Genomic DNA, 13,601 nt, shown 5'->3' with positions numbered 1-13,601 from the left:
GCCATGACGCTAAAGCCTGACACCAGTGCCAGGGTCAAGATCGATCGGCGCCGGGGCAGTCGTCGGGGCGCTCTCCGGGGTCGGCCCCGAGCCGGTCCAGCTCCGCGCCGATCGCCGCGCGCAGGGGCGCGTGCCGTGGGCCCAGCGCGTGCCGCGCGTCGCTCCACCGCTCGGCCGGGTACCGCCACACCGGCTTGCGCAGCAGTTCGGCCGGCTCCCACGCGTACCGGGGCCACACGTGCGCGTGCAGGAACGGGTCGGTGTTGCCCAGGATCTCCAGGTTGACCCGCCGGAAGGCCGGGTCCAGCCGCCGGCACGCGCGCTCGACGGCCTCGCCCAGCCGGTCCATGTCGGCCAGGAACTCCATCCGCCTGCCGCGCGGCAGCTCCGAAAACCGCTGGACCCCGGGGTCGTCCCCGAGCAGCACGGCGTACCCGGGCAGGAACTGCACGTCCCCGATCACCGCGAACCCCGCGCTCAACCTGCGCAGCACCGTGGGGTTCTCGCCCCGCAACGCGCTGCCGATCCGGTCGCGCCGCCAGTCATCCGTCATGCCCGGCGACCCTACCCGCGCCCGCCGAACGGCCCCGGGGGCGCCGTCACGGCCTGGCGTACGGCCGCGTCATGATCTCCAGGTTGTGGCCGTCCGGGTCGTCGAAGTACACCCCGCGCCCGCCGAAGAGACGGTTGATCCGGCCGGGTTCGGTGTGCCGGGGATCGGCGTAGTACGTGACCCCCGCCGACTCCAGGCGGGCCACCATCGCGTCGAACTCCGCGTCGGGCACGAGGAACGCGTAGTGCTGCGACTGGATCGGCTCGTCGCGCGTCTCGTAGTAGTCGAGGGTGACGCCGTTGCCCAGGTCCACGGGGAGGAACGGCCCGAACGGGGCGCCCACCGTGAGGCCGAGGATCATCGCGAGGAACTCGGCCGAGGCCCGCCGGTCCCGGGCGTAGACGGCGGTGTGGTTCAGGAACGCCCCGGTGATGGGGAGTTCGGCGGCGGGCTGCTGATGCTGCTGCTGGGGCGCCTGGGGCTGTCGAGCGGAATCGTGCTGCTGGTCGGGTGACATGTGAGGCGATGCTCCGTTGTGTCGTACGTCGAGAAGGGGACACGCCGCGGGTCGCCGCCGGCCGAGCGAATGGGGCCGACGAGCGGTGTGCGGTGGGGGCGAGCGGTACGGAGCGGGATAGGCGGGGCTCTGGCCCGCCTCGCGCTCACGCCGAGGCCGGGCGCCTCACTCGTGCGTGGCCCATGGCCGACCCGGCAGTCACCCGGCCGACCCTAGCCCGCGCCCCGCCCCCGAGCAAGATCGTCCACCGGCCTGTCCGACCCCGGCCCACGCCCGCCCGGCCCGGCCCACGCCCGGCCGGCCCCTCCGTCAGCCCCGGCTTCCCCGACTCCCCGGGCGCGCCCAACTCCCCTCCACTCCCCCGGAGCGTCCCGTCAGCTCGACGTCGAGCGGAACGCCCGGCGGTAGGCGCCGGGCGTCGTGCCGAGGGCGCCGAGGAAGCGCCGGCGGAGGTTGGTCGCCGAGGAGAGCCCGACCCGGCGGGCCACGGCGTCCAACGGCAGGTCGGAGCCCTCCAACAACTCCCGGGCCGCGCCGATCCGCTGCGCGAGCAGCCACTGCCCAGGGCTGGTCCCGAGCTGGTCGGCGAACCGGCGGGCGAGGGTACGCGTCGAGAGGCCCGCGCGCGCCGCCAGGTCCGCGGTGGTCACGGGCTCGCCGAGGCGGCCGGTCGCCCACTCCAGGAGCGGCGCGAGCGTGCCGTCGAACTGCTCGGGGTGCGGCGGCGCCGCGTACTGCAACTGCCCGCCCTCGCGGTGCGGCGGCATGACCATGCTCCGCGCGACCTGGGCGGCGTACCGGGCCCCCTGGTCGCCACGGACCAGGTGCAGGCACAGGTCGATGCCGGCGCCGGCGCCGGCGCTGGTGGCCACGTCGCCGTGGTCCACGTACAGCACGTCCGGGTCGACCCGGACGGTGGGGAATCGGTCGGCGAAGGCCCGCGCGTGCCCCCAGTGCGTGGTGGCCTGCCGCCCGTCGAGCAGCCCGGCGTGCGCCAGCGCGAAGACGCCGGAGCAGATGCTGACCACGCGCGCCCCGCGGGCGTGCGCCCGGCGCAGGGCCCGGACCACGGCGGGTGACGGCGGCTCGTCGATTGGCAACCACCCCGGGACGACGACGGTGTCCGCCCGGTCGAGCGCGTCCAACCCGTCGGCCACGAGCATGTCGTACCCGGCACGCGTCACCACGGGCCCGGGCGTCTCGGTGCACACGCCGAACGCGTACCGCGTCGGGAGCCCCGGGCGCTCGACCCCGAACACCTCGGCCGCACAGGAGAGTTCGAAGGTCGACTGCGGGGGCCGGACCAGCGCCACGATCCGATGCATGGCAGGAAAGTACCGCATGATGTCTTGGTTGACACTCGGCGCCCGTCGCCCCCACCCGCCAGGCTGGCCGCATGACGACAGAGCAGCACCCGACCACCCAGCAGCCGCCCGCGTACGTCTGGGCCACCGCGCAGGACGCCCCGGCCCGCGAACTCTTCCCGGGCATCCGCCTGCGCTCGCTGTGGACCGGGGAGAACGGCGCGACCGCCCACGTCCTGGAGATGGACCCGAACTCGTGTTGGGAGGGGATCGACGTGCACGAGCCGGGCCCCGAGGAGGTGTTCGTGGTCTCCGGCACCTTCAACGACGGCGTCCGCGACTACCCCGCCGGCTCCTTCATCCACGCCGCCGCCGGCACCTCCCACGTCCCCCAGACGAAGACGGGCTGCACGTTGTTCGTCTTCTACCCGGAGGGCTGAGCCCCGCTCTTTTTCACGTTTTTTACGTGGCCCCGGGGACATCCCCCCGGGGCCCGCCGACAGCCGCCACCCGGCCCCCCTTACGCCGGCAACTGCCCCAGGGCCACGACCACCACGAACAGCGACCACTGCGCGCCCAGGCCGAAACCGCCCACCCTGCCCGGGCGGCGGGAGGCGACCATGCCGGCCAGCGTGACGAAGGTGGCGAGGGGCACGCCGTACCGCGCCACGGCGATCAGCGCGTCGCCGTAGGCGAGCGTGCTGTGGACGCCGTCCTCGCACGTGTCGCAGGCGATGGCGAAGAACGGTCCGAAGAACGTGATGAACACCCCGCTCACCAGGACCGCCGCCACGAGCACGGCCAGCCCGAGACCACGGGCGGCGGCACGGGTGACGGCACGGGCGCGCTGGTCGCCGCCGCCGGCCGGCTCGGTGGCGGACGCGGATACGGATGCGGATGCGGGAGCGGTGCCGGTGTTCTCCATGCGAGGGACGCTATGCGGCCCGAACTGCCGTACGGTATCCGCTCCCGTACTCAGCGTGGCGCTCCCGCGCGATAGGTACCACGCGCGTCACCGCGCGAGGCGCGGGACCGGTTCGCGCGCGTGCCCCACCTCGCGCCCCGCCCCTGGCCGGCCGCGCTCCGGCCGTACGCCGTCATGCCGCACGCTCCCGCCGCGGCGCCAGGGAGTCGCGGGCCGAGCGGGCGAGCAGCAGGGGGACGGCGCAGGCCAGGCCGGCCGCGCCCAGGGCGGCGGCGGCCGGTCGCGGGCCGAGCCAGGCCAGTACGGCGCCGCAGCCGAGGACGCCGGCGGCACGTACGGCCGCGTTGACCAGCCCGGTGGCGGCGGTGAGCCGGCCGAGATACGCGGCCGGGGTGAGCACCTGGCGCGCGGAGCCGGCCGTGACGAAGGCGAAGGCGGAACACGCGTCCACGCACAGGACCGCGCAGAACGCGTCCGCGAAGCCCCGCGCCACGGACAGCCACAGGAAGGACGCCGCGAGCCCGCCCAGCGCCACCCCGAGCAGCGGCCCCCACGGCAGGTGCTCGACGAACCGCACCACCAGCAGCGTCACCAGCAGCCCACCCACGCCCGCCGCGGAGAGGACCAGCCCGACACGGGTGGGACCGAGGTGCAGCGCCTGTACGGACAGCGCGACGACAACCAGCACGGCGGCCCCCGCGCTCACGTGCAGGTACAGGTAGGCCAGTTGCAGCACCCGCTGGACGCGTTCCGTCGCCAGCAGCCGGAAGCCCGCGAGCACGTCGCGCCGGCCCCCCGCCCACGTCCCGGCGTGCCCCTCCGGGCCGGGTTCGGCGGCGGGCCGCGCGGGCGCCGCCGGCAGGCGGGCAAGGAGGGCGGCCGAGACGGCGAAGGAGCCGGCGTTGACCGCGAGGGCCACCGGGTGCGGGAGGCGCGCGACGAGGAACCCGGCGAGCGCGGGCCCGGTGAGGGTGGCCGCCGCGTCCCCCGCCTCCACCGCCGCGTTGGCGCGCATGATGCGCGCGGACGGCACGAGGGCGGGCAGGTAGGCGTGGGCCGACACGGAGAACAACACGTCGCCGCAGCCCATCAGGAAGGTCAGGCCGACCAGCAGGACCACGGACGGCTCCGGCGCGGCCAACGCCCACACCAGAGCCAGCCCCCACGCCGCCCGCCACACATCCGCGCCGACCATCAGCCGCCGGCGTTCGCGGGTGTCGGCCAGGTGCCCGACCGGAAGCGAAAGCAGCAGGGTGGGCAGGATGTTGGCGGCGGTGACGAGGCCGGCGACCATCGGATCGTCCGTCACCAACAACAGCACGATCGGCAATGCCGCCTCCGCGGCACGGTCACCGAGCAGGGAAAGCGTGCGCGCCGCGACAAAGCGTCGAAGATGAGCGGTCCGCATACAGACGCCTCCCCCAACGGCCGCCCAAACGCGACACCGCGCCACCACCAACAGTTTCCGACCAGCACCGGCCGCCCGCCCCGAAGCACGTTATCCGAACGCGTGGTTGGCCGATCCAACGGCAGCGCGCCACCCCGTACGGCCGTGGAACCAACGGCCCGGCGGTCGACGAGAGGGCCGGTAAGGCGCGGCGTACGAGCACGGCTACGGCGCTGCCGACCAGCGGCGACCCATCAGGGCAGTAGGACAACGAAGCGGCGGCAAACGGCGGCAAAACGGCGAGCGAGCGTACGAGCAAGTCGCGAGAGGAGTCGCGGGACGCACCGGGAAAAGAATGCCGAGGGAATATCGAGCGGGCCAAAAGGCCAGCGGTCCGGACTGTCGGTCGCGGAATGGGCGGTTATTCGCTCTCCGCCACTCTCAACGTATAGCGCACCGGGGGCCTTGCGGCAAGACCCGGGTCGTACCGCAAGATGTCCGCCGCGGCCAGAACCTAAGGAATTCGGCGATTCGCGACGTACGCGTTTCCGCCCGTTGTGGTCCGCTGCGCTTTTCGTTCCCTGGGGGATTTCTTGTTTGACGTCATCGTGGTGGGCGCCGGGCCGACCGGTCTGCTGCTCTCGGCCGAACTGCGCCTGCACGGCGTGCGCGTGGTCGTGGTGGAGCGGGAGCCGGCGTCGACCGGGCAGGCCCGCGCGCTCGGGCTGCACGCGCGCAGCGTCGAGGTGCTGGACCAGCGCGGGCTGCTGGAGCGCTTCCTTTCGCTCGGCCAGAAGTTCGCGGTCGGCGGCTTCTTCGCCGGCATCGACAAGCCGTGGCCCGAGCGGCTCGACACCGCGCACCCGTACGTCCTCGGCATCCCGCAGGACGTCACCGAACGCCTGCTGGCCGAGCGCGCCACCGAACTCGGCGTGGAGTTCCGGCGCGGCCTGGAAGTCGTCGGCCTGCGCCAGGACGCGGCGGGCGTGAGCGTCGAGATGACGCCGACCGGCACGCGTACGCCAGGGGCGGGGTCGGCCAGCGCGGGTCCGGCCAGCGGAGTCCCGGCCGGCGCGGGCCCCGTCGGCGACGGGACGTCGCTGCGCGCCCGGTACGTCGTCGGCTGCGACGGCGGCCGCAGCACGGTGCGCAAGCTGCTCGGCGTCGGCTTCCCGGGCGAGCCCGCCCGGACCGAGACGCTGCTGGGCGAGGTGCGGGTCGCCGTCGCCCCGGAGGAGTTGGCGGCCGTGGTGAGCGAGGCCCGCAAGTCCTGCGTACGGTTCGGCACGATGCCCCTCGGGGACGGGATGTACCGGCTCATCGTGCCGGCCGACGGGTTGGCCGCCGACCGCTCGACGCCGCCCACCCTCGACGAGCTGAAGCAGCGGGTACGGGCGATCGCCGGCACCGACTTCGGCGCGCACTCGCCGCGCTGGCTCTCCCGCTTCGGCGACGCCACCCGGCTGGTCGAGCGCTACCGGACCGGTCGCGTACTGCTGGCCGGCGACGCGGCGCACATCCACCCGCCAACCGGCGGAATGGGCCTCAACCTGGGCCTCCAGGACGCGTTCAACCTGGGCTGGAAGCTGGCCGCCGAGGTGACCGGCTGGGCCCCGGACGGCCTGCTGGACAGCTACCACGCCGAGCGGCACCCGGTGGCCGCCGCCGTCCTCGACAACACCCGCGCCCAGACCGAACTGCTCTCCTCCGAGCCGGGCGCCCGGGCGGTGCGCCGGCTCGTGGCGGAGCTGATGGACTTCGACGAGGTGAACCGGTATCTGATCGAGAAGATCACCGCGCTCCAGGTCCGCTACGACTTCGGCGCCGGCCACCCGCTGCTCGGCAGCCGGATGCGCGACATCGGCCTGAAGCGGGGCCGCCTCTACGCGCTGCTGCACGCCGGTCGCGGCCTCCTGCTCGACCAGACGGGCCGGCTCTCGGTGGCCGGGTGGGCCGACCGGGTCGACCACGTGGCCGACCACAGCGAGGAGTTGCCCGCACCCGCCGTACTGCTGCGCCCCGACGGCCACGTGGCCTGGGCCGGCGACGACCAGGCGGACCTGCGCGCCCACCTGCCCCGCTGGTTCGGGGCACCCGTACCCGCCACCACCGCCACGCCGGTGTAGGACCACGTCAGGGCGCTGTCCCTCGGCCCGCTACGTCATCGGCCCCTTGGTTCCTCGCGAAACCCTTGGCCTCTCCTGCTTTCCCGGTGGTGAGGCCGGGGGGCGCCGCGCGGCGGCGCGGCGGGGCGCCGTGCGCCAGACGGCGAGCGCGCCGAGCGCGAAGCCGATGCCGATGGCCCACCACACGCCCGGGCGCTCCTCCACCCACATGCGCTGGCCCTCCGGCAGCGCGAGGGCACCGGTGAGGCGGCCAGTACGCCCCGGGGGAAGGCAGGCCAGGGCGAGGAACGCCACGCACCACAGGGCCGCCGCGCCGACGCCGCGTACCCACCGACGCTGCCGCAGCGCGGCCGAGGCCAGCACCCAACAACAGAGGATGCCGCTGCCGCAGAACGCGCCGAAGGCGTAGCCGGCGCCAGGTCCGAGGCCGGCCACCGCACGCCACAGGCAATCCCCCACGACGACCGAGGTGACCCCGCCGACGAGCGCGACCCACACGATCGTGGCGATGTGCCGTTCGGACATCTTGGCTATGAAGGACATTCCGCCGAGCTTACGGCACGAGGGCGCCGCCCCCGCCTCGCGGGAGGGGCGTTCGCGCTGCTCACCGAGGTGCGAGCGGGCGCGGGCGGACGCGGGCGGGTCGGGAGCACCGGCCGGGACGGGCCGCGGGGGTGGTGTCACATTCGCGCCCCCCGCGGTGTCTCCATGTGCGACCGGCCGACGAGCCGACGGGCACCCCGCCCGCCAGCCAGCCAGCCAGGCACCGGCCACCCGGCCACCCGGCCACCCGGCCACCGGACAAGGAGACCAGCATGACCCCGCGTATCCCGAAGGCGGAGATCCCCACCGAGTTGAAGGAGAACCTGATCAGGCAGTTCGGTTCGGCGCCCGAACCGGTCGAGGTGGCGTTCAACCACCCCGGCGCGGCCGCCGCGTCCCTGGACTTCGCGGGCCGGATGAGCACGTGGGACGCGGTGGACGCGGGCCTGAAGACGTACGCGCACATGGCGGTCGCGGCCCAGGTCGGGTGTAGCTGGTGCCTGGACGTCAACTACTTCGCCGCGCTGAACCAGAACCTGGACCCGGCCAAGGCGAGCCAGGTGCCGCGCTGGCGCGAGTCGGAGGTGTTCACGCCGCTGGAACGAGAGGTGATGGAGTACGCCGAGGCCATGACCACCACCCCCACGACCGTCACCGACGAGCTGTCCGCGAGCCTGCTCGACCAGCTCGGGCCGGCGGGCGTGGTCGAGCTGACCGTGTTCATCGGCTTCGCCAACCTGTCGACCAGGGTGAACACGGCGCACGGCGTGACGTCACAGGGTTACTCCGACGCATGCGCGATCCCGCTGGCCACCCGCCCCGAGCAGCCCCGGGTAGCGTCGCCGGCATGACCGGTGATCCCTTCGTCGACCACCGTGGCCTGCTGTTCACGGTCGCCTACGAGATGCTCGGCTCGGCGGCGGACGCGGAGGACGTACTCCAGGAGTCCTGGCTGCGCTGGGCCGACGTGGACCACGCGCGGGTACGCGACCCGCGCGCCTACCTCGTACGCGTCGTCACCCGACAGGCCCTCAACCGGCTGCGCGCGCTGTCCCGCAGCCGCGAGGACTACGTCGGCGAGTGGTTGCCCGAACCGCTGCTGACCAGCCCCGACGTCGCCGAGGACGTCGAACTCGCGGAGAGCGTGTCGATCGCGATGCTCACCGTCCTGGAGACCCTCGGGCCGACGGAGCGGGCGGTGTTCGTGCTCCGCGAGGTCTTCGAGCTGCCGTACGGGGAGATCGCCGAGGCCGTCGGGAAGTCCGCGGCCACGGTACGGCAGATCGGGCGGCGGGCCCGCGCGCACGTGGCGGCCCGGCGTCCGCGGACGCGGGTGAGCGGGGCCGAGCAGCGGGCCGTGGTGGAACGGTTCCTGGCCGCGCTGCGTACCGGGCGGTTGCAGGAGCTGATGGAGGTCATGGCGCCGGACGTGGTCCTGGTCGCGGACGGCGGCGGGCTGGCGACCGCCGCGCTGGCTCCGCTGCACGGGGCCGCGCTGGTGGCGCGGGTGCTCGCGCGCGCCAACCAGGCGGTTGCCCCGTTCCCGACGACGACCGTGTGGCTCAACGGCGCGCCAGCGGTCCGCTTCGAGGTCGACGGCGAGCCGACGGCGGTGAGCGTCGTGGTGGAGGACGACCGGGTCACCCGCGTCTACCTGATGCGCAACCCGCACAAGCTCACCCGCCTCGACCAACCGGCTCCCCTGGCCCGGTAGTCGGCCCGACGGCGTGGCGGGCCCGAGGGCCCGCCACGTCAGTCGAGGCAGAACTCGTTGCCCTCGACGTCCTGCATCACGATGCACGACTCGTTGACGCCGTCGGCGACCAGCAGCCGTACGCGTACCGCGCCGAGCGCGACCAGCCGCGCGCACTCCGCCTCCAGCGCGGCCAGCCGCTCGGCACCCACGAGCCCGGTGCCGACCCGCACGTCGAGGTGGACCCGGTTCTTGACGACCTTTCCCTCGGGAACCCGCTGGAAGAACAACCGCGGGCCCTCGCCCGAGGGATCGACACAGGCGAACGCCGAGTCCTGCCGCTCGGGCGGCAACGAACGAACGAAGTCGTCCCAGCTGGCGAACCCCTCCGGCGGCGGCGGTACCGCATACCCCAACACCTCACACCAGAAGCGCGCGACGCGCTCGGGTTCGGCACAGTCGAAGGTGACTTGGAACTTCCTGATCACGGCCATCGGGCCACCTTAATGGGGCGCACTGACACGCGTCGGGCCCACTGACGCGTGTTGGGCACCACGGCACCGGCCACCGCCCCGGCCTGGGCCTGGACCCGAGGTGGAACAGGCGCGCGCTGCGAGCCGCCGCACGGCGAGGCAGGGGATGCGCCACAGTCCGGCCGCCCGGTTTCGGACACCGGGAAGGGACCCGATCGACAACTGGGGCAGTGGGCTGTCCCAACTTCGTTACCCCTTCGCGTAGTTGAGTCCCCCTATTACCCTGAACGCGTCTGAGTGGGGCGCGTACGGAGGGGGCCGGCGTGGCGACGACGAGGAAGTTGGTCTGTTTGGCCAATTCCCGCAAACACCGCGAGCGATGTGTCGCGGGCATCGATCTGCATGCGCGTTCCTGGGTCCGCCCGGTCAGCAACCGCCCAGGTCGTGGGGTGTCCGCCAGCGAGCGGCAATTTCCGAGTGGAGTCGAACCGCGCCCGCTCGACATCATCTCCGTCCGGCTCGTCGAACCCAGGCCCATCTCCTTCCACCGGGAGAACTGGCTCATTGACTCGAACGTCCGCTGGCAACGGCGGGGGCGGATCGGGTGGGACGAACTCTGCCTCCTGGAAGACCGGGGCACGGGCTTATGGCGGAACGGCTTCCACACCAAAGCCGGCAACAACGACCGCGTGCCGGTCGACCAGGAAGGCGCGGTGTCGGACTCGCTCAAGCTCATACGGGTCGAAGGCGCGACGATACAAGTGGACCGCCCATGGGGCCAGGACGAGCCGGCCGTGCGGGTCCAGTTCCAACACGCCGGGTCCGACTACACTCTGAAAGTGACCGACCCGGTGTGCGAAGAGAAGTTCCGAGGGCGGGGTGTCGGGCAACATCCGCTCGGCCATACCTTCCTCACGATAAGTCTCAGCGAAGAGTTCAATGGTCACCTCTACAAGTTGGTGGCGGCCGTCATTGAACGATCCCAAGTGGAGCCACGTGGCAGGCGATGACATCCAGCACGATGCTGACCATCGGTCACTCCAACCACGAGTTCCCGACCCTGATCGAACTGCTCCGGCAGAACGAGGTCACGGCAGTCGCCGATGTCCGCTCCGCCCCTGCCAGTCGGTTCGCGCCCCAGTTCAACCGAGTCCCGCTGGAGCGCGGCTTGCACGAGGCGGGCATCAAGTACGTGTTCCTGGGCAAGGAGCTCGGAGCGCGCACCACGGACACCACCTGCTACGTCGACGGGCAGGTGCAGTACGGCCGCCTGGCGCAGACACCTACGTTCATCAGCGGAATCGAGCGCGTGACGAAAGGCGTCCAAACCCAGCGGATCGCCATGCTGTGCGCCGAGGGTGAGCCCCTGGACTGCCACCGCACGGTACTCGTGTCACAGGTGCTCACCGAGAACGGCTTGTCGATCGGCCACATCCACGGCGACGGGCACGTGGAAAGCCACGCCGCGGCGATGGAACGCCTCATGGCCAGGTTCGGACTGGCGGAGGACGAACTGTTCCGGAGCCCCGCCGAGCGCCTCAAGGAGGCGCTGATGCGCCAGGAACACCGGATCGCGTACGTCAGTGACGACTTGCGCGCCGACAAGGCGGCGGGGTCATGAACATCTACACCATCGGGTTCACGAAGAAATCTGCCGAGAAGTTCTTCGGCCTGTTGCAGACGTCGGGCGCGACGACGCTGATCGACGTCCGCCTCAACAACGTCTCCCAATTGGCAGGCTTCGCCAAACGGGACGACCTGAAGTTCTTCCTCGGCAAGCTCTGCGGCATGGCCTACGTCCACCGCCCCGACCTGGCACCGACACAGCCCATGCTCGATGACTACAAGAAGCGGGTCATCGACTGGGCGACGTACGAAAAGCGATTCCTGGACCTCATGGAGAACCGGTCCATCGAGAACGCCGGCCTACGGGACCTGGTCGACAACGCCGTCCTGCTTTGCAGCGAGGACAAACCCCACCAGTGTCACCGCCGGCTGGTCGCGGAGCACCTCGCCGAGCGTTGGGGCAGCGTCACCATCGAACACCTGGTGTGAAGTCGCGGACCGGTGATCAGCTCGCGAGCTGATCACCGGTCCGCATGGCACCGGCCTCCTGACGGCCCAGATCGGGGCCCCGCTCGTGCGACACGCCACTTTTGCAAGCGGTCGCTTGCAAAAGTTAGCGACGGGCGGCAGCATCGCAGGCATGGCAGCACTGAACGTCGGCAATCTCGGCGAGTTCCTGCGTGAGCAGCGGCGTACGGCCCAGCTCTCGTTGCGGCAGCTCGCGGACGCGGCGGGGGTGTCGAATCCGTACCTCAGCCAGATCGAGCGCGGGCTGCGGAAGCCGAGCGCCGAGATCCTCCAGCAGTTGGCCAAGGCGCTGCGGATCTCCGCCGAGACGCTGTACGTCCAGGCCGGCATCCTCGACGCGCGGGACCGGGCCGAGGCCGAGGTCACCAGCGCGATCCTGACCGACCCGACCATCACGGAGCGGCAGAAGCAGGTACTGCTCCAGATCTACGAGTCGTTCCGCAAGGAGAACGGCACCGAGTCGGGCCGCCCGACCAGCGCCGCCGACCACGAGGGCCCCGCTCCCGCCGCCCCCGCCGGCACCGCGCCGGAGGCCACCCGTGAGGGCATAGCCGACGCCGCGGACAGCGGCCCCCAGCACCGCGCGAGCGGCACACCCGACACCGACCCCGGCCCGCATCCGGACGCCACACCCCCGGGGGCGACCACCCCGGCACCGGCGCCCCCAAGACTCGGCGGGGCACAGCCCCACACCCCCGACGAGGCGTGAGCCGCCGACGGGGACGCCGACCCGACACACCCTGCACACCCGACCGGCCCGCAACCGCAACCCACAACCCGCAACCCACACAGGGGAACAAGGGAACAGCGGAACAGCAGCCGACACAGCAGCACAGCACCAACACGGCAGAACCGAACAGCACGGCAGCGCACCTTGCCCTGACCGATCCGGGAGGACACCCGTCATGGCCAGCACCGAAGATCTCCGCAAGCGCATCACCGACCCCACCCCGCTGTACGCCGTGGCCGGCGCCGCCGACCTCGCGGCCGAGAAGCTGAAGGAAGCCCCGGCGCTGTTCGACCGGCTCGTCGCCGAGGCGCCCGGGCGGATCGCGGCCGTACGGGACACCAACCCGAAGGTCGTCCAGGAGCGGGTCTCGCAGCAGGCGCAGCAGACCCAGGCCAAGCTGAGCGAGTTGCTGAGCGGCCTCGACACCGACCTCAAGAAGCTCCGCGAGACCGCCCAGGACCTCACGTTGCAGGGCGTGGGTCGGGTCGCCGAGTACGCGGTGCGCGCCCGTGACACCTACGACGAGTTGGCCGTACGCGGCCGGGGCGCCGTGCAGACGTGGCTGGGCGAGGAGTCCGACGAGGAGGCCGAGGCCGACGCGCCGGGCGAACTCGGCACGGCCCGGGACACGGCGCCGCCCCGTACCCGCCCCACCCACCGCATCGCCACCCCGCCGCCCGCCACCCCGGCTCGCCCGGCCCGCCCGGCCCGCCCCGCAGCCACCCCCGCGACCCCGGCCCCGGCCGACGGCGCGAAGGGCGGCGGGACGACGAAGGCGAACGGCACCGCGAAGGCCAACGGCAGCGCCGCGGCGAGCGCCGGCGGCACGACGAGCGCAGGCGCCCCCGCCACCACAGCGGACGCCACCACGAAGGACGGCACCGCCAAGGACGCCCCCGCCAGCGCCACGAGCGCCGGGGCCCCGGAGACCGGCGGCAGCGCGGACGGGACCCGTCCGACCGGTCAGCGGCCGGCGGCCCCGAAGCCGGCGCCCCCGGGCACGAACCCCAAGCCGAACCCGAACCCCGGTCCCGACGCGAGCGCGAACCCCAGCCCGAACGGCGACCCGACGGTGAGGAAGCCCGCGCCCAAGTCCGCGGAGTGACGCCCCGGCCCGCGCGGCCGAGGCGGATTCCCGGCCCGTCCGCGTCCCCGACCCCGTTGGCTCGACGGGGCCGGGGCCGCGCGCGGCGGGGCCGGCCGGGGGCGGGCGGGCGGGCAACGGTCTGGCGGCGGGCCGAGCGTGCCCCGCGTGC

Annotated in this window: 16 protein-coding genes; 9 read left to right on the top strand and 7 right to left on the bottom strand. The window is 72.9% G+C overall.

Annotated features, from left to right (window positions below):
* Positions 1–34 precede the first annotated feature (34 nt).
* From OYE22_RS18755 to OYE22_RS18745, 3 genes are all read right to left on the bottom strand, one after another.
* Entirely contained in the window at positions 35–553 is a 519-nt protein-coding gene (locus tag OYE22_RS18755; RefSeq protein ID WP_277321481.1) for a diadenosine tetraphosphate hydrolase, read from the bottom strand.
* 46 nt (positions 554–599) lie between these two features.
* Positions 600–1,070 carry a VOC family protein gene (locus OYE22_RS18750; RefSeq protein ID WP_277321480.1) on the bottom strand — a complete coding sequence of 157 codons (471 nt, stop codon included), beginning with the start codon at positions 1,068–1,070 and terminating at the stop codon, positions 600–602.
* Between the two features lie 374 nt (positions 1,071–1,444).
* Positions 1,445–2,395 (bottom strand): helix-turn-helix domain-containing protein, encoded by a 951-nt coding sequence (locus OYE22_RS18745; protein ID WP_277321479.1) that lies wholly within the window; start codon positions 2,393–2,395, stop codon positions 1,445–1,447.
* A gap of 71 nt (positions 2,396–2,466) precedes the next feature.
* Here OYE22_RS18745 and OYE22_RS18740 point away from each other — a divergent pair, with 71 nt between their 5' ends.
* Positions 2,467–2,814: a cupin domain-containing protein gene (locus OYE22_RS18740; RefSeq protein WP_277321478.1), complete on the top strand. Its 348-nt coding sequence runs from the start codon at positions 2,467–2,469 to the stop codon at positions 2,812–2,814.
* A gap of 80 nt (positions 2,815–2,894) precedes the next feature.
* On the opposite strand, the gene OYE22_RS18735 is transcribed toward OYE22_RS18740, so the two are convergent.
* Positions 2,895–3,299: a hypothetical protein gene (locus tag OYE22_RS18735; RefSeq protein WP_277321477.1), complete on the bottom strand. Its 405-nt coding sequence runs from the start codon at positions 3,297–3,299 to the stop codon at positions 2,895–2,897.
* 172 nt (positions 3,300–3,471) lie between these two features.
* On the bottom strand, positions 3,472–4,707 hold the full coding sequence (locus OYE22_RS18730) for an MFS transporter (RefSeq protein WP_277321476.1): 1,236 nt from the start codon (positions 4,705–4,707) through the stop codon (positions 3,472–3,474).
* A gap of 572 nt (positions 4,708–5,279) precedes the next feature.
* On the opposite strand from OYE22_RS18730, the gene OYE22_RS18725 reads away from it, so the two are divergent.
* Positions 5,280–6,812, top strand: a complete 1,533-nt coding sequence (locus OYE22_RS18725; protein WP_277321475.1) for an FAD-dependent monooxygenase — start codon at positions 5,280–5,282, stop codon at positions 6,810–6,812.
* 30 nt (positions 6,813–6,842) lie between these two features.
* Here OYE22_RS18725 and OYE22_RS18720 read toward each other — a convergent pair whose 3' ends face one another.
* Positions 6,843–7,355: a hypothetical protein gene (locus OYE22_RS18720; RefSeq protein ID WP_277321474.1), complete on the bottom strand. Its 513-nt coding sequence runs from the start codon at positions 7,353–7,355 to the stop codon at positions 6,843–6,845.
* A 272-nt stretch (positions 7,356–7,627) separates the two neighbouring features.
* Here OYE22_RS18720 and OYE22_RS18715 point away from each other — a divergent pair, with 272 nt between their 5' ends.
* Both OYE22_RS18715 and OYE22_RS18710 read left to right on the top strand, forming a co-directional pair.
* On the top strand, positions 7,628–8,206 hold the full coding sequence (locus OYE22_RS18715) for a carboxymuconolactone decarboxylase family protein (protein WP_277321473.1): 579 nt from the start codon (positions 7,628–7,630) through the stop codon (positions 8,204–8,206).
* Entirely contained in the window at positions 8,203–9,069 is an 867-nt protein-coding gene (locus OYE22_RS18710) for an RNA polymerase sigma-70 factor (RefSeq protein ID WP_277321472.1), read from the top strand. The genes OYE22_RS18715 and OYE22_RS18710 overlap by 4 nt, the downstream gene beginning before the upstream one ends.
* 38 nt (positions 9,070–9,107) lie before the next feature.
* Here OYE22_RS18710 and OYE22_RS18705 read toward each other — a convergent pair whose 3' ends face one another.
* Complete coding sequence (locus tag OYE22_RS18705; protein ID WP_277321471.1) at positions 9,108–9,542, bottom strand: VOC family protein; 435 nt, start codon at positions 9,540–9,542, stop codon at positions 9,108–9,110.
* A 302-nt stretch (positions 9,543–9,844) separates the two neighbouring features.
* On the opposite strand from OYE22_RS18705, the gene OYE22_RS18700 reads away from it, so the two are divergent.
* The 5 genes from OYE22_RS18700 to OYE22_RS33450 all read left to right on the top strand — a co-directional run bounded on the left by OYE22_RS18700 (position 9,845) and on the right by OYE22_RS33450 (position 13,450).
* On the top strand, positions 9,845–10,531 hold the full coding sequence (locus OYE22_RS18700) for a hypothetical protein (RefSeq protein WP_277321470.1): 687 nt from the start codon (positions 9,845–9,847) through the stop codon (positions 10,529–10,531).
* Complete coding sequence (locus tag OYE22_RS18695) at positions 10,528–11,142, top strand: DUF488 domain-containing protein (protein WP_277321469.1); 615 nt, start codon at positions 10,528–10,530, stop codon at positions 11,140–11,142. Before OYE22_RS18700 ends, OYE22_RS18695 begins: the two co-directional genes overlap by 4 nt.
* Complete coding sequence (locus tag OYE22_RS18690; protein ID WP_277321468.1) at positions 11,139–11,576, top strand: DUF488 domain-containing protein; 438 nt, start codon at positions 11,139–11,141, stop codon at positions 11,574–11,576. Before OYE22_RS18695 ends, OYE22_RS18690 begins: the two co-directional genes overlap by 4 nt.
* A 151-nt stretch (positions 11,577–11,727) precedes the next feature.
* Entirely contained in the window at positions 11,728–12,324 is a 597-nt protein-coding gene (locus OYE22_RS18685) for a helix-turn-helix transcriptional regulator (RefSeq protein WP_277321467.1), read from the top strand.
* 196 nt (positions 12,325–12,520) lie between these two features.
* Positions 12,521–13,450, top strand: a complete 930-nt coding sequence (locus OYE22_RS33450; RefSeq protein WP_348652223.1) for a hypothetical protein — start codon at positions 12,521–12,523, stop codon at positions 13,448–13,450.
* Positions 13,451–13,601: the final 151 nt, after the last annotated feature.

The sequence above is a fragment of the Streptomyces sp. 71268 genome, assembly GCF_029392895.1.
Classification (GTDB): domain Bacteria; phylum Actinomycetota; class Actinomycetes; order Streptomycetales; family Streptomycetaceae; genus Streptomyces.
This window is presented reverse-complemented; position numbering and strand designations above follow the sequence as displayed.

Coding starts and splice junctions, on each gene's coding strand:
- OYE22_RS18740 (WP_277321478.1), top strand. CDS start 2,467: ATGACGACAGAGCAGCACCCGACCACCCAGCAGCCGCCCGCGTACGTC.
- OYE22_RS18730 (WP_277321476.1), bottom strand. CDS start 4,707: ATGCGGACCGCTCATCTTCGACGCTTTGTCGCGGCGCGCACGCTTTCC.
- OYE22_RS18735 (WP_277321477.1), bottom strand. CDS start 3,299: ATGGAGAACACCGGCACCGCTCCCGCATCCGCATCCGTATCCGCGTCC.
- OYE22_RS18750 (WP_277321480.1), bottom strand. CDS start 1,070: ATGTCACCCGACCAGCAGCACGATTCCGCTCGACAGCCCCAGGCGCCC.
- OYE22_RS18685 (WP_277321467.1), top strand. CDS start 11,728: ATGGCAGCACTGAACGTCGGCAATCTCGGCGAGTTCCTGCGTGAGCAG.
- OYE22_RS18715 (WP_277321473.1), top strand. CDS start 7,628: ATGACCCCGCGTATCCCGAAGGCGGAGATCCCCACCGAGTTGAAGGAG.
- OYE22_RS18745 (WP_277321479.1), bottom strand. CDS start 2,395: ATGCATCGGATCGTGGCGCTGGTCCGGCCCCCGCAGTCGACCTTCGAA.
- OYE22_RS18755 (WP_277321481.1), bottom strand. CDS start 553: ATGACGGATGACTGGCGGCGCGACCGGATCGGCAGCGCGTTGCGGGGC.
- OYE22_RS33450 (WP_348652223.1), top strand. CDS start 12,521: ATGGCCAGCACCGAAGATCTCCGCAAGCGCATCACCGACCCCACCCCG.
- OYE22_RS18720 (WP_277321474.1), bottom strand. CDS start 7,355: ATGTCCTTCATAGCCAAGATGTCCGAACGGCACATCGCCACGATCGTG.
- OYE22_RS18695 (WP_277321469.1), top strand. CDS start 10,528: ATGACATCCAGCACGATGCTGACCATCGGTCACTCCAACCACGAGTTC.
- OYE22_RS18690 (WP_277321468.1), top strand. CDS start 11,139: ATGAACATCTACACCATCGGGTTCACGAAGAAATCTGCCGAGAAGTTC.
- OYE22_RS18705 (WP_277321471.1), bottom strand. CDS start 9,542: ATGGCCGTGATCAGGAAGTTCCAAGTCACCTTCGACTGTGCCGAACCC.
- OYE22_RS18710 (WP_277321472.1), top strand. CDS start 8,203: ATGACCGGTGATCCCTTCGTCGACCACCGTGGCCTGCTGTTCACGGTC.